At 44.6% G+C, this 23,439-nt stretch carries 22 protein-coding genes; 15 read left to right on the forward strand and 7 right to left on the reverse strand.

The genetic code is table 11. From position 1 onward, the window contains the following. The gene (locus tag L5M17_RS11265) at nucleotides 1-687 is read left to right on the forward strand and encodes a 4Fe-4S dicluster domain-containing protein (protein WP_105250594.1); all 687 of its coding nucleotides are present in this window, start codon (nucleotides 1-3) and stop codon (nucleotides 685-687) included. Next, nucleotides 684-1,625, forward strand: a complete 942-nt coding sequence (gene nrfD, locus L5M17_RS11270) for a cytochrome c nitrite reductase subunit NrfD (RefSeq protein WP_105250593.1) — start codon at nucleotides 684-686, stop codon at nucleotides 1,623-1,625. Before L5M17_RS11265 ends, nrfD begins: the two co-directional genes overlap by 4 nt. Before the next feature lie 269 nt (nucleotides 1,626-1,894). Here nrfD and L5M17_RS11275 read toward each other — a convergent pair whose 3' ends face one another. Next, complete coding sequence (locus L5M17_RS11275; protein WP_006079646.1) at nucleotides 1,895-2,326, reverse strand: Lrp/AsnC family transcriptional regulator; 432 nt, start codon at nucleotides 2,324-2,326, stop codon at nucleotides 1,895-1,897. 251 nt (nucleotides 2,327-2,577) lie between these two features. Here L5M17_RS11275 and yjeH point away from each other — a divergent pair, with 251 nt between their 5' ends. Then, nucleotides 2,578-3,840, forward strand: coding sequence for an L-methionine/branched-chain amino acid transporter (gene yjeH, locus L5M17_RS11280; RefSeq protein ID WP_263147471.1), 1,263 nt, complete (start codon nucleotides 2,578-2,580; stop codon nucleotides 3,838-3,840). A gap of 288 nt (nucleotides 3,841-4,128) precedes the next feature. Continuing rightward, entirely contained in the window at nucleotides 4,129-4,953 is an 825-nt protein-coding gene (locus tag L5M17_RS11285; protein WP_173248173.1) for an HDOD domain-containing protein, read from the forward strand. A gap of 177 nt (nucleotides 4,954-5,130) precedes the next feature. Here the strand turns inward: L5M17_RS11285 and L5M17_RS11290 are convergent, their stop codons facing one another. Both L5M17_RS11290 and L5M17_RS11295 read right to left on the reverse strand, forming a co-directional pair. Next, nucleotides 5,131-5,592 carry a TerB family tellurite resistance protein gene (locus L5M17_RS11290; RefSeq protein ID WP_263147475.1) on the reverse strand — a complete coding sequence of 154 codons (462 nt, stop codon included), beginning with the start codon at nucleotides 5,590-5,592 and terminating at the stop codon, nucleotides 5,131-5,133. A 100-nt stretch (nucleotides 5,593-5,692) separates the two neighbouring features. Next, nucleotides 5,693-6,223 carry a DUF2780 domain-containing protein gene (locus tag L5M17_RS11295; protein ID WP_263147477.1) on the reverse strand — a complete coding sequence of 177 codons (531 nt, stop codon included), beginning with the start codon at nucleotides 6,221-6,223 and terminating at the stop codon, nucleotides 5,693-5,695. 190 nt (nucleotides 6,224-6,413) lie between these two features. Here L5M17_RS11295 and L5M17_RS11300 point away from each other — a divergent pair, with 190 nt between their 5' ends. After that, nucleotides 6,414-7,121, forward strand: a complete 708-nt coding sequence (locus tag L5M17_RS11300; RefSeq protein WP_105250588.1) for a hypothetical protein — start codon at nucleotides 6,414-6,416, stop codon at nucleotides 7,119-7,121. Between the two features lie 33 nt (nucleotides 7,122-7,154). After that, nucleotides 7,155-8,633: a DUF4145 domain-containing protein gene (locus L5M17_RS11305; RefSeq protein WP_263147478.1), complete on the forward strand. Its 1,479-nt coding sequence runs from the start codon at nucleotides 7,155-7,157 to the stop codon at nucleotides 8,631-8,633. A 22-nt stretch (nucleotides 8,634-8,655) separates the two neighbouring features. Here L5M17_RS11305 and L5M17_RS11310 read toward each other — a convergent pair whose 3' ends face one another. Continuing rightward, nucleotides 8,656-9,003, reverse strand: coding sequence for a hypothetical protein (locus tag L5M17_RS11310; protein ID WP_173497987.1), 348 nt, complete (start codon nucleotides 9,001-9,003; stop codon nucleotides 8,656-8,658). Between the two features lie 376 nt (nucleotides 9,004-9,379). On the opposite strand from L5M17_RS11310, the gene L5M17_RS11315 reads away from it, so the two are divergent. Together L5M17_RS11315 and L5M17_RS11320 are read left to right on the forward strand one after the other, a co-directional pair. Next, nucleotides 9,380-11,251 (forward strand): methyl-accepting chemotaxis protein, encoded by a 1,872-nt coding sequence (locus tag L5M17_RS11315; protein ID WP_113940288.1) that lies wholly within the window; start codon nucleotides 9,380-9,382, stop codon nucleotides 11,249-11,251. A 499-nt stretch (nucleotides 11,252-11,750) separates the two neighbouring features. Beyond that, nucleotides 11,751-13,622, forward strand: coding sequence for a methyl-accepting chemotaxis protein (locus L5M17_RS11320; RefSeq protein WP_263143284.1), 1,872 nt, complete (start codon nucleotides 11,751-11,753; stop codon nucleotides 13,620-13,622). A gap of 83 nt (nucleotides 13,623-13,705) precedes the next feature. Here the strand turns inward: L5M17_RS11320 and L5M17_RS11325 are convergent, their stop codons facing one another. Continuing rightward, nucleotides 13,706-14,677, reverse strand: a complete 972-nt coding sequence (locus tag L5M17_RS11325) for a LysR family transcriptional regulator (protein ID WP_113940290.1) — start codon at nucleotides 14,675-14,677, stop codon at nucleotides 13,706-13,708. A 113-nt stretch (nucleotides 14,678-14,790) separates the two neighbouring features. On the opposite strand from L5M17_RS11325, the gene L5M17_RS11330 reads away from it, so the two are divergent. Both L5M17_RS11330 and L5M17_RS11335 read left to right on the forward strand, forming a co-directional pair. Then, nucleotides 14,791-15,999: a multidrug effflux MFS transporter gene (locus tag L5M17_RS11330; RefSeq protein WP_113940291.1), complete on the forward strand. Its 1,209-nt coding sequence runs from the start codon at nucleotides 14,791-14,793 to the stop codon at nucleotides 15,997-15,999. A gap of 138 nt (nucleotides 16,000-16,137) precedes the next feature. After that, nucleotides 16,138-16,758, forward strand: coding sequence for a tRNA-uridine aminocarboxypropyltransferase (locus tag L5M17_RS11335; protein ID WP_263147483.1), 621 nt, complete (start codon nucleotides 16,138-16,140; stop codon nucleotides 16,756-16,758). 679 nt (nucleotides 16,759-17,437) lie between these two features. On the opposite strand, the gene L5M17_RS11340 is transcribed toward L5M17_RS11335, so the two are convergent. Then, entirely contained in the window at nucleotides 17,438-19,558 is a 2,121-nt protein-coding gene (locus L5M17_RS11340) for a putative bifunctional diguanylate cyclase/phosphodiesterase (RefSeq protein WP_263147485.1), read from the reverse strand. 293 nt (nucleotides 19,559-19,851) lie between these two features. Here L5M17_RS11340 and L5M17_RS11345 point away from each other — a divergent pair, with 293 nt between their 5' ends. Continuing rightward, complete coding sequence (locus tag L5M17_RS11345) at nucleotides 19,852-20,223, forward strand: hypothetical protein (RefSeq protein WP_113940294.1); 372 nt, start codon at nucleotides 19,852-19,854, stop codon at nucleotides 20,221-20,223. Nucleotides 20,224-20,328: 105 nt separating this feature from the next. Continuing rightward, nucleotides 20,329-20,991 carry a class I SAM-dependent methyltransferase gene (locus tag L5M17_RS11350; protein ID WP_263143278.1) on the forward strand — a complete coding sequence of 221 codons (663 nt, stop codon included), beginning with the start codon at nucleotides 20,329-20,331 and terminating at the stop codon, nucleotides 20,989-20,991. 196 nt (nucleotides 20,992-21,187) lie between these two features. Here the strand turns inward: L5M17_RS11350 and L5M17_RS11355 are convergent, their stop codons facing one another. Continuing rightward, entirely contained in the window at nucleotides 21,188-21,331 is a 144-nt protein-coding gene (locus L5M17_RS11355; protein ID WP_217363206.1) for a hypothetical protein, read from the reverse strand. A 265-nt stretch (nucleotides 21,332-21,596) separates the two neighbouring features. On the opposite strand from L5M17_RS11355, the gene L5M17_RS11360 reads away from it, so the two are divergent. The 3 genes from L5M17_RS11360 (at nucleotide 21,597) to L5M17_RS11370 (ending at nucleotide 23,334) form a co-directional block, all read left to right on the forward strand. Further along, a complete protein-coding gene (locus L5M17_RS11360; protein WP_212599568.1) occupies nucleotides 21,597-22,148 on the forward strand; it encodes an SMI1/KNR4 family protein in 552 nt (183 codons plus the stop codon). Nucleotides 22,149-22,159: 11 nt separating this feature from the next. Further along, nucleotides 22,160-22,606 (forward strand): DUF6985 domain-containing protein, encoded by a 447-nt coding sequence (locus L5M17_RS11365; protein ID WP_263143266.1) that lies wholly within the window; start codon nucleotides 22,160-22,162, stop codon nucleotides 22,604-22,606. Between the two features lie 311 nt (nucleotides 22,607-22,917). Further along, on the forward strand, nucleotides 22,918-23,334 hold the full coding sequence (locus L5M17_RS11370; RefSeq protein WP_113940298.1) for a hypothetical protein: 417 nt from the start codon (nucleotides 22,918-22,920) through the stop codon (nucleotides 23,332-23,334). Nucleotides 23,335-23,439 lie beyond the last annotated feature (105 nt).

The raw sequence follows: 23,439 nt of genomic DNA on the forward strand, positions 1-23,439 counted from the left end.
ATGGAAAATTCAAAAAGAAGATTTCTAAAAGGCACCTGTGCCTTATTTGCCGGCGCTACAGGTGCATCATTACTCGCCACAGTGAATGCATCGGATAGTGTTAAAGCAGAACCTGATGTCAAATATGCACTTATTCATGATGAAACTAAGTGTATAGGTTGCCAAGCGTGTGAGGTGGCTTGTCGTGAAGTGAATAATGTACCCGAAGGTGTTTCTAGGCTTCAAATTAAGCAAGCGGGTCCCTTTGGCGAATACCCTAATCAGTTTTATCACTTTAGTCGCAAGTCTTGTCAGCATTGTGAAGACGCACCCTGTGTAAATGTATGTCCAACGGGAGCTGCATTTATTGATAAAGAAACGGGTATCGTTTCTGTCGATGCATGGAAATGCGTAGGTTGCCAATACTGTATTGCAGCTTGTCCTTATCAAGTCCGTTTTATTAATCCTGTCACCCATGCGGCGGATAAGTGTGATTTCTGCCGAGAAACTAACCTAGCTCAAGGTAAACAACCTGCCTGTGTTGCTGCTTGCCCAACAAAGGCACTCGTGTTCGGTAATTTAAAGGATCCGACTTCTGAGGTTGTTCAAGTTCTGCGGTCTAATCCAACCCAGCGCACTAAGGTTGATCTTGGAACGAGACCTAAATTGTTCCGTATCGTTGCAAAATCAGGGGAGGTGATACTATGAGTGCCCTACATTTTGATACCTTAGTGTGGCATTGGCCGATTGCAATTTACCTGTTTTTAGCGGGTGTATCTGCGGGAGCCATGTTCTTCGCCGTACTGTTGAAACATTTTGTTTTGAAGCAAAACGCCTATCAGTCTGGTTTTGTGCGAGCCGCTTGTATTGTCGCGCCTGTCGCTGTGATGGCCGGGTTAGGGATATTGGTCGCAGACTTAACTAAACCTCTCGATTTTTGGAAGATTTTGGTGTTCTACAACCCTAAATCTGTCATGTCGATGGGCGTGCTTATTCTGCTGATTTACCAAGTGTTTATGTTTATGTGGATTGGTTTGACTTTCCGTAAACCTGTTGATGCTTGGTGTGAAACACGCTTTCCTATTGTGCTTAAGTTGACCGCATTATTGGCTCGATTTGAAGCGACAATTACAGGATTGCTCGTGATTCTATCCTTGGCATTGGGCGCGTATACAGGCTTCCTGCTCTCGGCCTTGCCAGGCTATCCCATGCTTAAAAATCCTGTGTTACCTCTGCTGTTTTTGGCATCTGGTTTGTCTTCCGGTGCGGCATCATCTTTACTCGGTGGCGTGTTGATGAATGGCAAACCTAATGACAAAGAGGTGCACTTTATCCACAAGGTTGAAATCCCACTGATTTTAGTTGAAATCGTGCTGATTTTTACCTTCTTTATGGGCTTAGTGCTAACAGGTGGGCAGAGTAAAATAGCCGCCTTTAATGCCTTAGGGTATGGCTTCTGGGGATGGATTTTCTGGCTTGGTATTATTGGACTCGGTTTGTCTGGACCATTGGCGATGAATCTGTTTATGACGGCGACATCTAAACGGAAATGGGCCTATGTGGCGGGGACGGCTTGCTTGAGCTTGATCGGGGTATTACTGCTACGTAACTTCATACTCTATACAGGACAAATGACGATTGCTTAAGGCGTACCGTTAATTAATGACGAAAAAATCATAATAATCAATGGAATCGACGGATCGCGGAAACAATGTCAAAGGAAAACATTGTAGATGAGGCCCTTGCGGCGCTGGCTGAGCTCTCAAGGGTTAAGTCTAGCCGCGGTTGGTTGTGTAACAGGGAGGTCGCTGGGCAAGGATGCCATATTTTACACTTCAATATTTTGCCCTGCCTCCAAACGGGCCTCGCCACCTTATTCCTAAGGGTGGCGTTTCTTGTTTTAGGGAGGCACGATTTACTCGCCGAGGTTATTAATCCATTCACTCATTACCACATGGGTTTTGATCTTGATGATGTCAGTGTGAGTGTCGATATACTCACGGATCTCATGCAGGCGGCGCATCGAGGGCGCATGCACGTACACGAGTAAATCCATATCACCAGAAATACCACGGCAGGTAATTACTTCGGGGATCGCTTGGAATACGTGTACCACGTCGGCGCAACGTGGACATTGATGCTGGATTTCGAAATAAGCCGATACTCCTTCTTTTTGCGACTCACTCAAGAGCACTTGATAGCCACGGATCACTCCAGTTTGTTCGAGCTTTTTTATGCGCTCGGCAACCGCACTACGGGATAGATTGACCTGTTCGGCGATATTCGACACGCTCTGGCGCGCATCCTGACGCAAACTATGAATGATGGCCGTATCGAATTTATCCAAGGGTGACTCCAGTGAAAATGGCTATATTGAATCTGTGTGTTATTTTGCCATTGGTTTGAATAACCACAGAATTTGCTGAGTATTTTTGCTTAAAATTTTACCAAAATTTAAGCTGGCCGTCATTTTGATGGAAATAACGTTATTTGCCGCGATTTTGCCGGTATTGGACGTGGAGAACACTGAAATTAACGGCAGATTGTAGGGCGAAATCTCATTATACTGACAGCTCAAAAACCACAGAATATTAACAGATGAATTCAAATAGCGGAACTATAGGTCGTTGGCAAGGTGCGGGTTTAATGGCGACCACTTTGCTCGGTACAGGGGTATTTATTTTGCCTCAGATGACTATTGAAAAAGCGCATTCTGGCGCCTTAGTCGCATGGATCTTGTTAACCTTGGCCATTATTCCAGTGGCACTTGTCTTTGGTCGTTTAGCGAGTGTATTTCCCCATGCCGCAGGCCCCGCTTACTTTGTCGAAAAAGCCTTTGGTCGCACTGCTGGTCGAACAATTGGACTGATCTTTTTACTGGTTGTGCCCATGGGGGCACCGGCCGCGATTTTGATGACCTTTCAGTTTGTGAATGCCTTAATCCCGATATCGGGTTGGTCCAAGGTTGGTGTTGAAATACTCGTGATTTTTGGCTTGTTTCTGATTAATTTAAGAGGCATCCAAGTGTCGGCTAAGCTGCAATTTGGCCTGACACTTTGCATCGTCGCCGTTGTTGTGGTCTTGTCTGGTGCGAGTAGTTTTCAGCAAGGTCATCTCACGACACTTGCTAGCCATGGTATGCCTGAAATGCCGACCGTGATGATTGCCGCTGGCATCGCTTTTTGGAGTTTCTTGGGTATAGAAGCTATGACCCATCTTGCCGATGATTTTCGTCGTCCGCAGCAGGATATGATCCCCGCTATGATGATGGGCACAGTGCTGGTGGGTGTGATTTATGTGGCTTGTACACTTTTACTGCTATTAGTGCCGACAGATAAAAGTGTCGCCATGATCGGCGTGTTTGACCAACTGCTCGGTGGTTACGGCGCACAAGTGATTGGTGTGTTAGGTATCGCAAGTGGATTGGCTACCGTTAACGTGTATGCGGCCAGTGCGGCACGTCTGGTCTGGAGTTTTAGTTGTGAAGGCATTTTACCGCGCTTCTTTGCCGTTAAGAATGCCCACGGTGTGCCCATTCGAGCACTTGCTGCGCTGTTATCTGTGATGGCAAGCGTGATTGTACTGACTTACCTTACTGGGCAAGAGTTAGAGCACCTTATTGCATGGAGCAACGGCGTATTTGTGGTGATCTATTTGATGGCTATGCTCGCTGCCGCTAAGTTATTACCACGGCACAATTGGCCGCTGGTGGCGCTGGGTTGTGTGTTTTGCTTAGTACTAGGTTTTGCCCTAGGTGCAAGTATGTCCTATGTGCTTGTGTTGATCTTAGTGGTCGCACCATTTTTGTGGTGGCAAAAGACCCATATTAGTCGCAAACAAAGTTTGGCGTTACCTGAGTAATATTCGCACCCTCTGGGGCTAAATCAACATGATGGGTTAATTAAAAAAGCCCCGAACTTTTTATTGTCATAAGAGTTTGGGGCTTTTTTGTGTGGCTTAGTGGATTTCGAAACTGGATATGATTGAGTGCGATTAAATTGCATGAAACAAAGAGGTAAACCTTAAGTCTGATGGCCGCCAAGCTTTGTTGCCGAAGGACTGCACATTACTGATATTTAATGTATCTCGGTGAGCGAGGCGATAACTTGTGTTCTATATTTTGATCATTCATACGGAAGGAGAATAAATATGGATTCAGCTGCGTTGCTCAATCGTGTCGATGAGTTACCTAGGTTACCTAAGGCGATCAGTGAATTGTTAGATGCGGTCAATGATGACAATGCGACAGTAAAAAGCATTGCCACTAAAGTTTCACACGATCCCTTAATTAGCGCTAGGGTGTTACGCCTTGCTAACTGTGCCCACTATGGACGCAGTCGAGAGGTTGGCACTATCGATGAAGCTGTTGTGCGTCTTGGGATGCAAACCCTACGAACCTTAGTGCTAGCATCGGCGGTGATTGGTGCCGTCCCTAAGTGTGAAGGAATAGATTTAGCCCAGTTTTGGGGGCAAACCTTTGAGATTGCGCTTTATAGCCAAGAAATGGCAAAGCGTTGTGGCGCAGTCCCAGAAGAGGCTTTTACTTGCGGTATCTTACATCGTATTGGCGATCTATTGATTGCGGCAGTATCGCCTGAAGATGCGGCGAAAATTGCCGAAGCTGTGGCGCAGGGTAAAGATAAGCATCAGTTTGAGCGCGAGTTACTTGGATATGATTCCCCTGATATTGGCGCATTACTAGCGAAAAATTGGAAGTTTACACCAGCGTTAGTGCAAGGCATTTTGTATCAAGACCACCCTAAGGATTCAAACCCATTTTCAAAACTTGCTGCGTTATTATGCTTATCTTACAAAGTTCTAGATGAGTGGGATACGATTGAGGATGATGAAAAAACCAGTTGGTTATCTCAATTAGCGACTAAGAAAGGATTGAAGATGGAGATGGGCGGGCTAAGGACTAAGTTGACTGAATTACACGGTTCGGGATATGAAATCGGTAAAGCGTTAGCTTAGGAGCTTGTTTAGCTTAGTGTTTTGGTGAGTAGGGCGGCAGTAAAAATATTTTTAGCCAAAGAGCGATATCAATTTAGTCTTAAGAAAGCAATCGCGTGAATGGGGAACGGGTGTTTCGCATTCACGCTTTTTTATGGGCTTTTGTTGATTTGCACTTTGATTGAATAGTGGATGTGGCTAGCCAGTTTGTTGGGTGGCAGCGATGGCAAGATTACGCATTTGGATCAACTCGCTGTGTTTGAGGTGCAACAAATCGGCGGTGCGTCGAATGATCTGGTCTTCATATTGGGATAGCTGGCCATCGGCGTAGGCCAGTTGCCACATTGCGAGCAACAATTGCTGCTTTTGCGCTAGGCTAAATTCAGCGTTAATGGCTGAGGTGAATTCAAAGAGTGAGGTCGCGCTGCCTTGTACGCTTTTAGCCTCATCAATCAGTATCTTAGCGTCTACTTCTGACATTGATAAGGTATCGGTTAGCAGCTTAGGTAATAAGGCTTCTTCCTCTGCCGTTAAGGTCTCATCGGCAAATACGACTTCAAGTAACATACTCGCTGCGGCCAGTTTAAGTTGATGTGCCTTGTCTTCAGTGGAGACTGCTTGAGTATGAGCTTCAAAAAATCGTCTTAATTTCGCAATCATATTTGGCGGTTCTCATGCTGGAGGGAATATAAAGTAGAGTCGATTGGGAAGTGAAAGTTCACCCTAAACCTTGTATTGCTTAGGGTGAGGTAAGACTGAATTACAGTAGCGAGTTCAGACCTTTCACCAGTAAGTCTGAGGTGCCTTCAGTGCCATTGGTATCTAAGTAAGACTTAGCTATGTTGATCATTGGCATTGCTAGATCTTTAGAAATGCCCAATTTTTCAAAGGCGTCTAAAACCATAGCACTGCCTTGCAGTGATGAACCTAAATCACCCGCTTTGGATAATAAGCCAGAAACACCCGATTTTGAGTCCAATTTAGGCGCGGCGGCTAGCAAACTATCGGCATTAGGAATGCTGGCAGCCAGTTTTGAGTAGTCGGTTGTTCCTAGGCTTGATTGCGCTAAGCCTAATAAACTGCCTAAGCCACCTTCGGCTTGAGTTTGGTTTAAACCCAATTGTGACATGACGCTGCCAACTAAATCATTCGACTGAGTTGCCGCTGTTGTAGTGGTCGCTTTTTCAGTTTTGGCTTGAGTTCCTGCCAAGTTATCTAACCAGCCTGCACTGGCGGGCGCCGCTAAAATACAAGTGCTGAGGAGGATAGAGAAGGTCAGAGTGTGTTTCATATGGAAGCGTCCTTTGATGGTTTGCGCACGAGTTCGCTGGACAGTTTAGCGGGTTTGTCACTTTTGTTGCAGTAGTTTTCTGTGATTTACGGTTCACACTGGTGATTTCTACTGTGCATTGCCAAGGGATTTTCGGTATCCTTAGCGGCAATTCTAAGTGTTAATTCATTTCAATTATTTGGAAAGTCGCATGTCACTATCCGCAATTTTGTCAGAAGCCTATAACTTCTTCCGTAATCATCTGGCGCAACTCGCTATGCTGACGATCCCATTACTCTTGATCCAAGTGGGGATCCAGTTATGGCTTGGTATAGAGATGAGTAAAGTTGATCTAGAAAACCCACAGTTTGGCGCGCCGCATATGATCGCCATGATGCTGTTACTACTTACTTTTTCGGTATTAATTGCCGCTTTGACTCTGTTTTTAGAACTGCGCTCACAAGGGCATAGTCCTTCAGCGGGAGTGGTGTTGAAGGCGAGTTTACCTTTTGTTCCACCATTATTATTGGCTGGGGTGTTTTCTGGTCTAGCGATTTTAGCACCAGTGATGCTGTTTGCCGCCTTCGGTCCTGTGTGGCTGGTAGGATTGGTAATTAGCTTCTATCTCTTTGCGCGTTTAGCCTATGTGAACTTTATGGTTGTGGTTGAGCGCTTAACACCGCTAGAAGCGATTAAGGGTAGTTTTAGTTTTAGTGGCCCTATCGTACTGAAAACCATTGCATTATTGATGTTATATTTACCACTCTCAGTCATAGGTAGCCAGCTTTCTGGGTTAGCGTCCATGGGCGGATTACCTGTGCAAATGTTAGCGGATACTTTTATGTCTTTTATTGGATTATTCGTTAACGTCGCTTTGTTCCGCTTATATATGGTGTCGAAAAAACCAAGCGTCGAATAGTGCAACATCAATTCAGCCTGCAGGGAATCACTCATGGGGACGAAAACAGTCATTAAGGATAGTGAGTTTATCCACGATTTTTCGGTCTCCTTGAGTGATGATTACCTCAAGGCGAAAAGCTATGTGCAGGATGTGCCGACACAGTCGCTGCTGCACATTCGCAGTTTTACCCATAAACTTACAGAGTTACTGGGGCAAGATAAGCAAATCGCGTTTTCCAGTCCGAATTTATACGATAGGATCGAACAGCTAAATCAGCGGCGCGTGATTGATGTGAAGACCACTCGTGCCCTGCATCGATTGCGTGCCGACGGTAACCGCGGTGCTCATCCTGAGAAATACCATCTCACCCAAGAACAATTACTCGCGCTAGCGCAAAAATCCATTAAAGATGTCCTGACTTTAGTTGAGCACTTGTATCCTAAGGTTAAAGGTCGAGTTGCCCCTGACTACTGTTATGAAGCGACTGACGCAATGACTGTGAGGGACTTATGTTACCGCGCTGTGATGGAAGATGACCCGCAAGCGCAGTATTTGGTGGGGATATCGTTTAAGATCAAGGCTTTGATACTGAAAGAACAAGAACTGCTCAAAGAGCAAGAACTTGCGGCAGAAGCCGAAGCTATATCAAGCCAAGATTTATCCACAGTTTCACCTCTAAATACCATTTCTCACATTAGCGCAGCTGACAGTTTTGCCCGAGCGGCCTATTGGTTTTCCCTTGCGGCACCTAAGCACATGGAAGCCTTACATGAGCATGGCGTAGCACTGATCCACGGTTATCAAGGCGCGCCAGAAGTGGCTAAAGGTGAACAGATCATTGCCACTGCAGCAGCAGCAGGTGTGGTCAATGCGATGGCGTTATTGGGATATTTTTATCTTGTAGGCAGTGAGTCGTTTCAACCCGACAGCAAGTTAGCACAGCAATATTTACAAGGTGCGGCAGATGGCGAGCAAACCGAAGCGATGGCGAATCTAGGTGTATTGCATTACCAGCAAAAGAACTTAACTCAAGCTTATCATTTTATAAGCAAAGCCGCGCAAGCAGGTTATCCCCATGCTCAGTATCATTTAGCATTAATGCTTGCCAATGGAGATGGTTGTACTCGAGATATGATTGCCAGTGAGCATTGGATGGCCGAAGCTGCCGAGCAAGGACAACTCGATGCTATGCTCACGCGGGCGCAACATATGCTCAATGATGACAATGCCTTTGGCAGTGATTTGACTCAAGCTGAGGATTATTTGCGCCAAGTGATCAAATATAGCCACAGTGTGCCTGCGATGATTGAGCTGAGTATGGCACTGGCCGACGGTATCTTAGGGCGAATTGATGTCGTTGGATCTGCGGCTTTACTTAAGCTGGCACGGCAAAATGCCAATAAAAAAGAGGCGGATATTATCGAGCCTCTGTGGCGTTCACTGGTATTACAGATTGAAAATGTGCTTGAGGTAACCCAAGATCCCGCCGAAATTCATAGCCTTAAACGCGCCCAGACCTTACTCGCTTGAGCGCAGTTTTGCTTCGATTGAACTAGTGTTCATCCTCTTTATGCTCAAAAGTGCGCCCTTGATGGCGTGCCGCATTAGATTCCCTAACAATAGTGTCAGATCCATAAACCTGACTCTGCGGCTCCTCTGTCGCGTGGGCATGCTGCGTTGCGTTTGCCTGAGCCTGATTAAATTTAGCCAACTGACGTGCCATATAAAAACGGCTAAATAGGACTAAACAACCGAGCGCAATGGCGCCAAATAAGAGCACGAAGGGCAATAAAAATAGTGATAAACAAATTAGGCTAATGCTAATTGCCATCGCTAACCAAGCCCGTGGGCCAGAAATTCGGGTCTGCAGTGGGCTCTGTTGGAACTGTTGAAAAATCATAAGAACTCCTCGATAGGCAGTGGACATTTAGTGTGCAATAGCGAGTGCGTATAGGTCACGTTAATCTTGATTAATTTACTTTATTTTACTCGGGAGGCCATTTTGGTGTTGCGCATTACTTTGATATGTGATCGCATGTCTATCTATATGTTGTTGCTCGAATAACGGTTGGTTAATTATATGTGTTTGCTAAAATCTTTTTGATGTAAATCTGAGCAATTTCTTTGCTAACTGTACATAATATGAGAAAATTCAGCTCAAATTTAACTGCAGTTTTAACTCAGTTAGCCGCCTTATTATATTGGTTGTAAATATTCGTTCGACCCGCTCAAACACCCTCTTGTTTCACTGCTTTGTTAATTAATTAGACGCCAACATGAACTCATATTCGCTCAAGCAAAAAATTCTGTTCTCTGTCGTGGCAGCCCTTTCACTCGTGATTGGTTTGTTGTCATGGCAAAGTTATTCCAGCCAAAAATCCCAACTGTTACAAAACAGCCTAGAACAAGTGCAGCGCTTAGGTGAACAGCAGGCTGAGCGGATACAAGAATGGTTGGCTGGCCGCCAAGATATTATGGGAGCCCTGGCGAATAAAGTTGAAGGTGACAGCCTCAATACACTTCAACAAGCACAGGCATCGGGCCGTTTTCAGCTGACCTATTTTGGCTCTCAAGCTGGGCAAATGTTGGATTCTGATCCGAGTATTGATCGTACGGGCTATGATCCTCGCAGCCGCCCTTGGTATCAACAAGCCATCAGTGAGCGCGGTCTTATTTTGACAAAACCTTACGTGGATGTTGCCTATAACATTCTGGTTGTGACTATGGCACAGCCTACCGCACAAGGTGTTGTGGGTGGTGACTTATCTATCGCAAGCCTAGTTGACGGTGTTAATCGGATGAAGTTACCGGCAAACGGTTATGCCATCATGATGCACAAAGATGGCACAGTGATCGCTTATAAAGATCAAGCTAAGACGATGAAACCTATAGGTGAAATCGACAACGAGCTTAATCGCAACTTACCAGAACAGAGCCGTGCAGCGGGCACTCTGTTGCCTATGTATTTTGAAAATGAAGGACGTGACAAATTAGTCTGGAGCGTTGATATCCCTAATACAGATTGGGAATTAGTGTTAGTGCTTGATAAGGAAACGCTAGAAGCGCCATTGTCTAACCTATTACTCACTCAATTGGGTCTCTCTGCACTCGTACTGTTGCTGAGTGTGTTAGCCATTTCTTGGTTAGTTGGCATGTTACTGGGTCCTCTGAGTCGAGTATCGCAAGCTCTTGCGCGTATTGCCGATGGTAATGGTGATTTAACTCAACGTATTTCTGTCGACACTCAAGATGAAGTGGGCGTGCTTGCCGATAGCTTTAACCGCTTTGTGGGCAGTCAACATCAGCTGATCAGCCATATTCGCCAATTAGCGAATGAGTTAGATGCCGATGCTGAACGTAGTCTTGCCACCACGCAAACTTCTGTTGCCGAGTTACAACGTCAACAGCAAGAAGTCGCTATGGTCGCGACTGCGGTAACTGAAATGGCGAGTGCGACTAATGAGATCGCAGCCAATGCTGAGAACACGGCAACGGCGGCTCAACAGTCTGCAGCGAGCAGTTTACAGGGCAAAGAGTTAGTGAATAAAACTCGTAACTCGATTAATTCACTCGCAGATGAAGTGACTCAAGCAACGGATGTCATTGGCGATTTAAGTCGTCACGCTAAGTCTATCTCGAGTATTCTGGCGACAATTCAAGGGATTGCAGAGCAAACTAACCTGTTGGCGCTTAACGCAGCCATTGAAGCGGCTCGTGCTGGCGAGCAAGGCCGTGGTTTTGCGGTCGTTGCCGATGAAGTTCGAGTACTGTCACGTCGTACACAGGATTCGACTCAGGAAGTACATACCACGATTGAAACGCTACAACGCACTACCGCCAGAGCAGTCAGCTTGATGGAAAGCAGCCAAGCATTAGCGGGTCATAGCGTAGAAGATGCTAATGCGGCGGCGAAAGCCCTTGAAGAGATTACGCAAGCGGTCAACGTGATTTCAGATATGGCAGGCCAAATTGCTACCGCAGCGGAAGAACAGACTCAAGTGACGGGTGAAATAACCCAGAATACGGTTGCGATTAAAGATGTGACCGATGAGATTACCGCATCGGCCATGGCAGATTTGGCACAGGCGAGGGGCTTAAAAGCTCGCGCTAATGACCTGAATGCACAAGTCGCGACATTTATTCTTTAGTTGCCTTAACTCGATTTTTTGAATAATAGATATTTAAGTAAATTTCAATCGTAGGTTTACAATAACTAATAGTTTTCCTCCGCGCCTTAGACGGCGCGAAGGTATTACTTTTTAAGATTGTTTGTGATGATACAATAATGAGTTAATTATACCTTTATTTAAAGGTACCATTCTGTTTATTTTTTATAATATCTTAAAATCACTTAATAACTGTTTTAACTTGAAGTTTTTAGTTGCATTTAATTCTTAGTTGCATTTAATTCTTAGTTGTTTGCATTAATATGCATTGCTAAGCCTGTTTAATGTTTTGTGCTTATTTAAATTTGGCTAATTTAGTTTGTTTGTTAAGATTAAATTTTATTTTTAATTTATTTATCTTTCATGGTCAACGTGAAATAATTCATTTTTACGTTTCTAAGTAAGCTCACTGCTGCTAAAAATAGCTGTTGTTATATTTAGTCGGTATGGTTATCAGGTCTTTATTTGTGAAAAATATATTATGAAATCATTTTCATTAAGGCAGAAAATTCTTTTTTCCGTTATTCTTGCTCTTTCATCTGTCATATTATTATTATCTTGGCAGAGTTATTCAAGTCAGAAGAAAGTCTTACTAGATGTGAATTTAGAGCAGGCTCAACGACTTGGTGAGCAGCAAGCGCTACTTATCAGTGAGTGGCTCGTAAGCCGTCAGCAAATTGTTAAAGGAATCGGTGGGCAGTTGAGTCATGACATTGTGCAAGCAATGAAACAGGCTAAGCAATCGGGAGGGTTTGAATCGACATATTTTGGTGAGTCAAACGGTAATATGAGAGACTCAGAGCCAGCAACTGACTATTCAAATTATGATCCTCGTACAAGGTCATGGTATCAAGAGGCAATGCAAGCTGGAGGAAATATAATAACCCAGCCATATCTCGACATTCCTCTCCGTATTTTAGTTGTTACTTTGGCCGAGCCTGTTGCAGGCGGAGTTATTGCTGGAGATCTATCGATTAGTAATCTTATCGAAGAGGTCAACCGCATGAAGTTACCGGCAAACGGTTATGCCATCATGATGCACAAAGACGGCACAGTGATCGCTTATAAAGATCAAGCTAAGACGATGAAACCTATAGCTGAAATCGATAACGAGCTTAATCGCAACTTACCAGAACAAAGCCGTGCAGCGGGCACTCTGTTGCCTATGTATTTTGAAAATGAAGGACGTGAAAAATTAGTCTGGAGCGTTGATATCCCTAATACAGATTGGGAATTAGTGTTAGTGCTTGATAAGGAAACGCTAGAGTCGCCACTGTCGAGCTTGTTACTCACTCAGTTTGGGCTTTCTGCACTCGTGTTGATCTTAAGTGTATTAGCCATTTCTTGGCTAGTAAGTGTCTTGCTGGGTCCATTGAGCCGAGTATCGCAGGCACTGGCGCGTATTGCCGATGGCAATGGTGATTTAACTCAGCGTATTTCAGTCGACACTCAAGATGAAGTGGGCGTGCTTGCCGACAGCTTTAACCGCTTTGTGGGCAGTCAACATCAGCTGATCAGCCATATTCGCCAATTAGCGAATGAGTTAGATGCCGATGCTGAACGTAGTCTTGCCACCACGCAAACTTCAGTTGCGGAGTTACAACGTCAGCAGCAAGAAGTCGCTATGGTCGCGACTGCGGTAACTGAAATGGCGAGTGCGACTAATGAGATTGCAGCCAATGCTGAGAACACGGCAACAGCGGCTCAACAGTCTGCAGCGAGCAGTTTACAGGGCAAAGAGTTAGTGAATAAAACTCGTAACTCGATTAATTCCCTCGCCGATGAAGTGACTCAAGCAACGGATGTCATTGAAGACTTGAGCCGTCATGCTAAATCCATTTCGAGCATCCTGGCGACAATTCAAGGAATTGCCGAGCAAACTAACCTGTTGGCGCTTAACGCAGCCATTGAAGCGGCGCGTGCTGGCGAGCAAGGCCGTGGTTTTGCGGTCGTTGCCGATGAAGTTCGAGTACTGTCACGTCGTACACAGGATTCGACTCAGGAAGTACATACCACGATTGAAACGCTACAACGCACTACCGCTCGAGCAGTCAGCTTGATGGAAAGCAGCCAAGCATTAGCGGGTCATAGCGTAGAGGATGCCAATGCGGCGGCGAAAGCCCTTGAAGAGATTACGCAAGCGGTCAACGTGATTTCAGATATGGCAGGCCAAATTGCTACCGCAGCGGAAGAACAGACTCAAGTGACGGGTGAAATAACCCAGAATACGGTTGCGATTAAAGATGTGACCGATGAGATTACCGCATCGGCCATGGCAGATTTGGCACAGGCGAGGGGCTTAAAAGCTCGGGCTAATGACCTGAATGCGCAAGTCGCGACATTTATTCTGTAATCGCTATTCTTAATAGTGGGCCTCGATATTAGCCCGATAAAGCCTTCGCTTTGTCGGGCTTTTTACTGGCCGTTTTTGTCGTGTTAAAGCATTTCTGTGGGATTGAATAACTTAGCCACACTTTGACAAATGGTTTCTCTAATCCATTTATGCCCTTGATCTTCATCATTTCTTTGATGCCATAACAGCACATAGGCCATTGGCATAAATTCGAAAGGCAGTGGCAGTTGTTTGAGCGGATAAAGTTGGCAGGCGTGACGGGCAAAGCTCGACGGCAGAGTGAAGATTAAATTGCTGTGGGCGCAAACGCTGGCGGCACCATAAAAGTCGGGTACAGTCGTGCTGATCCGGCGTCTATGCCCAAGATCGGCAAGAAAGTAATCCAGTGCCCACCAATCACTACCTTCACAACGAACCTGCACATGGGCCATATCGAGGTAAAGGGGTAAATTCCATTGTTCTGAGGTGAGCGCCGCCATCAGCGGGTGATCCTCTCGCACTAAGCAGACTTGTTGATCGGTAAATAATGTTTGATAGGCAATCCCTTCGGGCAGGCGATCCACTTGAAAATCCGACAGTGGATGCAAATCCCGCCCTGAAATGCCAAAGTCGATTTGCCCTTGCTGCAAATCCTGCATCGATTTTTCGGTCCAGACATAGGAGTCGAGTTTGACGTTGGGTGCCGTGGTCAGCATAGGGCCGATAAAATATGGGATTAGGGTTTCATAGGCGCTTTCCACCATGGCAAAAGAAAATTGTCGATTGCTACTGGCAGGATTAAAGGTCGGAGGCTGAGTGAGTTGATACAAGTCTTGCAATATATTCGGCAGTTTTTGCCCAAGAATGAGGGCGTGCGCGGTGGGTTTTAAGCCATGCGCCGTGCGCTGAAATAGGGGATCATCTAAGGTTTCTCTGAGTCGATTTAAGCTCTTACTGAGGGCTGACTGACTTATATGTAATCGGCTGGCGGCGCGAGTGACACTTTGCTCCTCTAGCAGTACTTTGAGTATGACCAGCAAGTTCAAATCGATTCTGGCTAAGTTGTCGATATTCACAGATATTCCTCAGAGGAAATTTACTTTGGAAATTATACCATTTCTGTTCATACCTTGAGTTAATTAAAATAGCGCCCACTGAAATACCTTTCCCTGATCAACTGAGATTATTTATGCGGCGCAATCTGTTACCTATCCTGATGTCTATGGTGCTGCTCAGCCCATTAGCCATCGATATTTATTTACCTTCAATGCCAACTATGGCGACAGAGTTCGCCGTATCTGCCAGTGATGTGCAATCCACACTCGTATTGTTTTTATTCGCCATGGGCTTAGGCCAAGTGTTGATTGGGCCATTAGCCGACCGTTATGGCCGCCGTCCTGTGGCCATTTTCGGGGTCTTACTCTACGGCGCAAGTAGTCTTCTCGCTGCCGCGGCCATCGAATTTCATTGGTTACAGATTGCTCGTGTGCTGCAAGGTTTAGCCGCCTGTTCAACTTCTATTGTGGTGTTTAGTGCAGTGCGCGACTGTTACTCACAAAAAGAAGGCGCTAAAATTTACAGTTACTTAAATGGCGCGATTTGCGTGATCCCAGCTTTAGCACCAACCTTAGGTGGCTTGTTAGCGATGCAATTCGGCTGGCGTTCAACCTTCGTTTTCATGACGTTATATGCCATGTTGATGATGCTCGTTGTCGGTTATCGCTTACCTGAGACTCGCCCAGCCAACACTGTTACTACTGGCCCACTTTACCGTTGGGGCAGATTCAAACCTGTACTCGGTAACACCCACTTTTTGTTTTATGCCTTTGCTTGTATGTCAGCTATGGCGGCTATTTTGAGTTATGTGTCTTATGCGCCTGTGTGGTTGATTGGGCATTTAGGGGTTTCTGAGCTGGCGTTTAGTGGTTTATTCGGGCTCAATGCTGTGTTCAATATCGTGGCCTGTTTTGCTGCACCGATCGTCATTCGCAAACTGGGTAATCGTCCAACGGTTATTTTGGCTCTGTCTTTACTCGTTTTGTCTTCAGTGGCGACAGTGGCGGGCCAACAGTTTGGTCCAAATACAGGGATGGCAGCAGCTTTTAACTTCATGTTACCTATGATGTTGTTGTGTGTGGGATTTGCCTTCTTACTCGGCCCCGCGACGAGTATGGCGCTGTCAGCTTTCGGTGAGCGAGCGGGGACTGCCGCGGCTATGCTAGGTTTTATTCAGATGAGTGGTGCATCCGTTTTAGCTGGACTTATACAGCAAACGAATTTAACTGCACCTTATGCAGTGGCACTCGTCATGGGCGTGTTTTCTATCGGTTTATTGTTGATGATGGCGCTGAGTCGATTCGACCACTGGCACCAAGAGCAGTTAGTTGGCGAGCATTAGTTCGCGGCACTGATTAATTACAGAGTACACCCTTTACCCACAGTTTGTTTGACCGCGAACTGTGGGTATTTTTTGTTGTGTCTTATACCCTTTTATCCTTTGGTATACTCGTAAAATAACTCACTACGAGGGTAAAGCTTGTCTCGTCACTATTGTTCTATCTGTCGTTATCCGCAAAATGCTTGCTTATGTGCGAGTGTTCAGCCTATCTCTCCAATGACTCAGTTGGTGGTTTTACAGCACCCGAGTGAAGTCGAACATAAGAAGAATAGTGTGCGGGTATTAAGTCTTGCTGTACCTAAAACGCAAGTTTATGTGGGTGAAAGTGAGTCTGATTTCAAAGGCTTACGAGAATATTTAGCGGCGTGTAATATGCCGATTTATCTCGTCTATCCCTCTGCGTTAAGTGTAAGTGTTGAACAGCAACGTATTAATCCTGATTGTATATTGCTGTTGCTCGATGGCACTTGGCGTAAGGCATTCAAAATGCTGCAGCTGAATCCTTGGTTAACCCAGTATCCTGCGGTGCATTTGGCTGAAGGTTATGAATCGCGCTATCGGATCCGTAAATCGAGTCGTAGCGATAGTTTATCGACCTTAGAAGCTTGCGCTTATATGTTAAGCGCCCTCGATCCTACCCTTGATGTTCAGCCGTTAATGATGGCATTTGATGCTATGGTGGAACTGCGGATTAAGGCGATGCCGAGTACAGTGCAGGTTCGTTATCAGAACTCAAATGAATCCAGTGGTAAGGTATAGTTGATGGGGTTAAGGCTATTGAGTCTTAGATTTTTTAAGTATGAATTAGTGCTTTTAAGTTATTGAGTTTTGAGACTCCGTACGAATTAAAATAGTCAAAATCTTATTCAGATCACGCTAACTTAATGTGAAATACGGTTTAATAACTAGGATTCATTTGCGCAGCAAATGATGAGATAGCTTTGCCAGCCAATTGCTTTGCAGGGGAGTAATTCCATTCATTACTATTAGTAAATGGCGTGCTGGCAGGGCTATCGAGCTTTAAATATGGTTTTTTTATTGATAATGATGATAGCGCTTTGCCAGGCCATCATTGGCTTTGCAGGGGAGTAGATTCCATTCATTACTATTAGTAAATGGCGTGCTGGCAGGGCTATCGAGCTTTAAATATGGTGTTTTTGTTGATAATGATGAGAGTGCTTTGCCAGGCCATCACTGGCTTTGTAGGGGAGTAATTCCATTCATTACTATTAGTAAATGGCGTGCTGGCAGGGCTATCGAGCTTTAAATATGGTGTTTTCTGCAAGAAAATCTTTCCCCTTAGTTCGCGACCCATCAAAATATTTCGATAAAACCTTAGCGGAATCTTTCGTTTTCCGTTGTAAACGTTGAGAGCATTAATTTGGTACGTAGGTCGGATTATCGAGCCGATGCGAACATCGGCAGTCCTAAATCTGTTCTAGGCTAAGCGTTTTTCCGCAAGAAAGGCTTGGGTGAAGTTTTCGACTGAACTCGGGTAACCAAATAGAAATCCTTGGGCGAAACCTTGGCCCATGTCAGTCATTATGTCTTTTTGTTGTTGAGTTTCAATACCTTCTGCGACGAAGTGAATGTCGAGTGCTTGTGCGAGTTGCACTATAGCATTGCAGAGCTTTTGTCCTGAGACTTCGTTTAAGCGCAAGGCAAACTCGGCATCAATTTTGACGCTGTCTATTGGCAAAGTCCCTAAGCGACTGAGTGACGATAACCCAGTCCCAAAATCATCGATGGCAATACTGACACCTAACGCTTTGATACGATTGAGTGTGAGTCGTGCTTGCTCCGGTTGTCGTAACAATGCCGATTCGGTAATTTCTAAAATCAGTGCTTCGGCGGGTAATTTCGCCATTTCTAAGGCATTTATCACTTGGTCGATAAAATCTAAGTGTTCTAATTGCAGTGGTGACACATTGACTGAAATTCTAAAGTCGGGTTGATAATGTGCTCGCCAGAGGGCCGCTTGTACACAGGCCTGTTCTAATACCCATTGGCCAATGCTGACAATTAATCCTGTTTCCTCAAGCAATGGCACAAAGTCGGCAGCTTCATAATATTCTGTCGGTGATTTCTGCCAGCGGAGCAGGGCTTCGGCAGCAATAGTTTGATTTGTGTGTAAATCGACTATGGCTTGATAAGCGAGAGTGAATTGTTTTAGGCTATGCGCATGCTTTAGGTTATTGATTAACTGTAATTTTAACTCGGCTGCTAGGCTCATTTCCTTATCGTAAAACACGAGATGCGGTAAGCTCTTTTTAGCGCAATACATGGCAGTATCGGCAAGACTAATCAGTTGTCCCGCTTGGTTACTGTGGGTAGGAAATAGCGCAATGCCTATGCTGGTGCCGAGGAAGAACTTTTGGCCTTCAATTTCAAAGGGGCTCTCAAATAAGCTGAGAATCTGTTCTGCAAACAGTTGGATTTCATCTTTGCAGCTACAGTCTTGCAGCACTAAGGTAAACTCATCTCCTCCCATACGGGCTATATCGGCTTTTTCGATACAACCCGCCTCGAGACGGGCGGCGACGAGTTGTAATACTCTATCGCCCATGGAGTGACCGAAGCTGTCATTGATATTCTTGAAACCATTGAGATCTAAAAACATCAACGCGCCCAGTGCGAGGGGATCAGTTTTAAGTTTTTCGAGGGCACTATTGAGGATCTGTTTGAGATGGAACCTGTTAGGTAATCCAGTCAAGGTATCGTACATAGCCCGAGTTGTTAGCTGGGTTTCTAATAGTTTTTTAGTACTAATATCACTGAAAATATTCACATTATAATGAGCATCATCTTCAGTGACGATTTTACGACTGCTCTGCCAAGCAGGGAAGTTACTGCCATCTGAACGTCTTTTCCATGTTTCGCCCTGCCAAAATCCCCTTTGTTTCAAGGCGATTTGGCATTCGGTTTCTTCCCCCATATTATGGGTTCTTACTTCTAAAAATTCAGGGGTTTTACTGATGAGCTGCTCAGCGCTATAGCCGCAAATACGACACATGGCTTTATTGACAGCCAAAATTTGATTATCAGTGTCAGTGATATACACAGCTTCGGCACTTTCTTCGAGCGTGGTCGACAAAATTTCTTTGGGAATATGAGCAAAACCATCAGAAATCGTTTCGCGCATTTGATTGCGGCGATTAAGAGCTTGTAATTCAACGAGTACCACGGGCTGTTGTTGCAGATAACAGCGATAGAGATTAATTCGAGTCGGCAGTTCATTGCCTTGTTGGCTCATGTGCAGCCAGTTGAATTCAACATTATTGCCTGCAATGGCTTCGAGGATCATTTCCCGTGCAAATTCAACACTATTGCGGCCTGAAGATTGGATCCTCGGAGAAAAATCATAGGGAGTCGCATTCACAAAAGCATCGTATTCAGTCTCAAAATAACTGAGGGTGGCTTGGTTGGCACTAATAAAGCTAAAGCCTTGAATTAAGGCTAAGGGGGTTTTATGGGGATGTGCTTGCCAGAGAGACAGCTTTTCTTGCAGTACAGGATCATCTGTACTGAGTTTCTTAAGTAAGTGTTGCCATCTGATCATTCAGGATACTCCCTTGTGACGCAAAATAGTCACATCCCATTTTTAGGTCTTCGTTGAACACGAAGTTGCCCAATAGTACATCATTCCAATGGGGTTAAAAATAAACCTAATTGTTGTTTCACTCAAATAGAAACTTAAAAAGTGTAGTTTAAGACTTGTATTCAAGCATATTTTTTAAGAACACCTGCTGCATATTTCAAGCTTAGGCAGATTTTATGCTATGTTTTGCACATCTTGCGTGAATTGGCTTTTATCATTGATTCATTCAATTATCGAATACAAGGAGACATGGAATGGCGTATTTATTTAAAGTGTTAATCTCTAAAATATTAATATCGCTAGTCCTCATCTTTAGTTTTCATCTCGCGTTAACAAATGCCGCCGAGGCGCCAAAGCCTAGATTGACCCTAGAGCAAAAAGCCGATAAGGCACGCATCGACTCACAGCGATTAGAACAGGCTCAATTAGAAAAGGCCCGTCAAGCCACTAAAGAGACGACAGAGCGGGAAGATAAAATTAAGCAACAATCCCAAACCAACGATTGGGAAGCGCAGCAAAAACTTAAGGCACAAAAACAGTTCGACGAAAGAGAAAGTCGCGAGCAAAAATATTTACGGGAAGCAAAAGAAGCCGCCGCAAAAGAGCGTAAAATCCCTAAACCTTAATCAGGCCATCGATATAGTCGATTTCAGCTGGTCAGTGCTAGCATTATTTGTGGGCATTACGACTATTCTCATTACTATGCACCTTAATATCCCTAGGAATTGTTGTTGAATATCTGCCCCTTATGTCATGGCGTTGAATTACTCGCTTATCATCAAGATAGGAAGCGTAGCTACCAGCAATGCCAAACCTGCCAACTGGTGAGCGTGCCTTCTGAGTTTTATCTTTCGGCCGAGGCAGAAAAAGCCGAGTACGATAAGCACGAGAATCATGCCGATGATCTCGGCTATCAAACATTTTTAAATCGCACACTCGAGCCACTACTTAGCCGTGTTAGCATTTCGGCCCAAGGGCTCGATTTTGGCTGTGGAGAAGGTAAGGCATTGAGTCTAATGGCAAAGGCGCGCGGTTATCAGATAGATAATTACGACCTTTATTACGCTAATAATCCCGAAACGTTAGCCCGCCAATACGACTTTATTACCTTAACCGAAGTCATTGAACACGTGAGTGGTGCCGCAGGGTTACTTGCCCAGCTTGATAGGTTATTAAAACCTAATGGCATTTTGGCTGTTATGACCAAGCGTGTGCAGGATAAAATCGCATTTGCCCGCTGGCACTATAAAAACGATCCCACCCACATCAATTTTTACGCCGAAGCGACCTTTGAGTGGCTCGCGCATCACTATGGCTGGCGACTCGAAATTATCGATAAGGACGTAGTCTTCTTGCATAAAGAGATGCATAAAGGAATTCATCAGTCGAGTTAATGCTGTTGTCGCTTAAATGTACTTATCATCAATTTGTGACGCTATAGATGCCTGATTTTCTATGGGTTTTGTTGTAATGCCAGTGGCTATTACTAATACTTCAAGCTCTGACTCAAGATTAGGGTTAGCCGTTAGCCCGATAATCACTAGGGCATCGTGGGGGGCGTTGTTTGTTTAGCACGCCTATCTGATTGTATTAACTGAGTTCTATGGTGTTCCTCGCGACTACACGCACAATTGCCGCTAGTGCTTGGTCTATATCATCGAGTAGTGGATGTTGCACCAAACGTTTACTCGTATTCTGCGTGTGGTTTGCAAGACGCTCGACTAATTCGTTCACCGATATTTTGCGGGGCGAGCGAGGGTTCAAACTGAGTAAGGGTCACTTGACGCTGAAAATTAGGCTGTATATCTAGTTAATAAGGTATGGCTGGAATAGCTGCATAGTAAGTAATAGAAGGCTGCGACAAAATCTGTCGCAGTAATATGAAAATAGAATTTATGTAGTTAATTCGATTAAATAAGTTCGCCAAGTGTATATGTTAGCGGTATAAAGCAAACGGATTAACACTGCGGCCAAGTGTCAAGATGAAGGAATAAATACAATGGATGTTAAGACGTATCTACAAGCATTGAGTGCTATTTACGCCAACATGAATCAAACATTAGAACTGGATCGTGGCTTATCAAACTCAGTTTTAGATGAAGCCGAAAAACAATTAGGTTTTACACTTATTTCCCCGTTAAGGGAGCTTTGGGGATATGCCAATGGCGGCAATGAGTGGAGCACAGTCTTTGCCCGAAAAGATTACTTTTGCCGGTATGATTTTTTGTCACTAGCCTCATCATTTAAATTTCGTGACCGAATGAGAAAACAGGCCCAGTACTACGTTGATTACCACGAGCCAGAAGTGCGGGATCCCAAAATCCAATCAGGATGGTATCAAGAAGGTTGGTTGCCCTTCGCTCAATTTGGGGGCGGCACATTACTCTTGATTGCGGATCATTCACCCTCAGCATTAGGTAAAATGGGACAAGTCATCGCATACACCCATGACCCCGATATGATGGACTTTATCAGCCCAAACCTAAGCCAATTTTTTGCACAATCCTTGGCGCAAATCGCACTATATCCAGGTGAATTAATTGAGGATTAAGGATAACGAAAATGAACGATCCATTATTCAACAAACCTAGTGAACTGATTATTGAAGGTGAGCTTCAGGGCAACGATAAGTTACGCATAAAAATGCTCGAAGACGTTTCTCTGATGACACAAGAGACGAAGTATCAAATTCTAAATGCTATGCTCAAAATGCATAAATATTTTGAAAATTATTGCGGTGATTTGGAGGTTTCTTTAAATACAATCAATGAAATAGCAGAAAATACCCAGCCGTTGTACATTATATTGGATGACACCAGCACAATGGAGACTCGGGCAATTCGTTATCATTACGCCTGCAACTGGGAAACCGATCATGGGGTAGAAGTGATGGTACTCAATGGTAATCAAGTGATTTTTGTGGGCAACTGCGGTTACACCTATGGTGTGTTATTAGCCTCCATTGATAGTGCTTTATCCCTTCAAGATGAAGAGCTTAATTTTCTATGAGTTGCTGACTAAATTTTACTACTATTATTCCCGCGCAATACTGTGTTACTCAGAAAGGCAATTTTAGCTAAGCATTTTAGCCAGACATCTACATATGATGGCTCTTGTTCAAGTAATTTTAGCCAGTATAGGTGGTAGAGAAACCGAAAGTGCATTATGTTGTTGATTTAAAATGGGTGGCTAGACTTTGGCGGGTAAACCAAGCTAAGGAGCCAAAACGTAACAAAGCGTTTAAAATCCTTCGCTTTACTCACTGGAAGTTCAAACTACTGCTTCAGTTTGAAACTCCTTTAACACGGAGTTAACTTCTTATGACACCTGAATATCTAGCCAAACAAGTTGAATTTATTGACTGGCTCTCGGCTGCAAGTCCCATTGAAGGCGTATTGGGTTCTACATATGGATGGGAGTGGCTGCCTACAAGCAGAGATCAAGAGGATCCTTTGAATGGTCCGAAAAAATGTGAGGAAACAAAAGACGCGGAGATGCTTGTGTATAAATCGGCGCTCAGATCTCTGAGAAAAATTGGCCGGTCACATCCTTTGCTTGTGTATGGTCCTCATGATTTTACTGAGAGCTTTAGAGGCGGCGCACTCTTTGCCTTCAAAATGGCAGCGAGAGAGGCCGCTCTCAGACAAAAGGGCGTATGGAGTGAGGTGGCTGAGTTGTATAGCCAAGGCCGATGGCCATGTGGTTTTAAAGAAAATCGTGAATTTGTTGTTTTGTGACTAAAGCTAACGATGCCAAGCATTAGGACAGCTTTTCCGTTGCCTTGAGTTTCTTTAACTGAGCTCCGCCATCCCTATCTTTTTTCAGGTTGATTTATCTAAAAG

Source organism: Shewanella sp. SW24 (assembly GCF_025653395.1).
Classification (GTDB): Bacteria; Pseudomonadota; Gammaproteobacteria; order Enterobacterales; family Shewanellaceae; genus Shewanella; species Shewanella oncorhynchi.

Bases quoted from the DNA above. Each gene is read 5' to 3' on its own strand.
- L5M17_RS11265 (WP_105250594.1), top strand. From the start codon at position 1: ATGGAAAATTCAAAAAGAAGATTTCTAAAAGGCACCTGTGCCTTATTT.
- nrfD (WP_105250593.1), top strand. From the start codon at position 684: ATGAGTGCCCTACATTTTGATACCTTAGTGTGGCATTGGCCGATTGCA.
- yjeH (WP_263147471.1), top strand. From the start codon at position 2,578: ATGAATTCAAATAGCGGAACTATAGGTCGTTGGCAAGGTGCGGGTTTA.
- L5M17_RS11285 (WP_173248173.1), top strand. From the start codon at position 4,129: ATGGATTCAGCTGCGTTGCTCAATCGTGTCGATGAGTTACCTAGGTTA.
- L5M17_RS11290 (WP_263147475.1), bottom strand. From the start codon at position 5,592: ATGATTGCGAAATTAAGACGATTTTTTGAAGCTCATACTCAAGCAGTC.
- L5M17_RS11295 (WP_263147477.1), bottom strand. From the start codon at position 6,223: ATGAAACACACTCTGACCTTCTCTATCCTCCTCAGCACTTGTATTTTA.
- L5M17_RS11300 (WP_105250588.1), top strand. From the start codon at position 6,414: ATGTCACTATCCGCAATTTTGTCAGAAGCCTATAACTTCTTCCGTAAT.
- L5M17_RS11305 (WP_263147478.1), top strand. From the start codon at position 7,155: ATGGGGACGAAAACAGTCATTAAGGATAGTGAGTTTATCCACGATTTT.
- L5M17_RS11310 (WP_173497987.1), bottom strand. From the start codon at position 9,003: ATGATTTTTCAACAGTTCCAACAGAGCCCACTGCAGACCCGAATTTCT.
- L5M17_RS11315 (WP_113940288.1), top strand. From the start codon at position 9,380: ATGAACTCATATTCGCTCAAGCAAAAAATTCTGTTCTCTGTCGTGGCA.
- L5M17_RS11320 (WP_263143284.1), top strand. From the start codon at position 11,751: ATGAAATCATTTTCATTAAGGCAGAAAATTCTTTTTTCCGTTATTCTT.
- L5M17_RS11330 (WP_113940291.1), top strand. From the start codon at position 14,791: ATGCGGCGCAATCTGTTACCTATCCTGATGTCTATGGTGCTGCTCAGC.
- L5M17_RS11340 (WP_263147485.1), bottom strand. From the start codon at position 19,558: ATGATCAGATGGCAACACTTACTTAAGAAACTCAGTACAGATGATCCT.
- L5M17_RS11345 (WP_113940294.1), top strand. From the start codon at position 19,852: ATGGCGTATTTATTTAAAGTGTTAATCTCTAAAATATTAATATCGCTA.
- L5M17_RS11360 (WP_212599568.1), top strand. From the start codon at position 21,597: ATGGATGTTAAGACGTATCTACAAGCATTGAGTGCTATTTACGCCAAC.
- L5M17_RS11365 (WP_263143266.1), top strand. From the start codon at position 22,160: ATGAACGATCCATTATTCAACAAACCTAGTGAACTGATTATTGAAGGT.
- L5M17_RS11370 (WP_113940298.1), top strand. From the start codon at position 22,918: ATGACACCTGAATATCTAGCCAAACAAGTTGAATTTATTGACTGGCTC.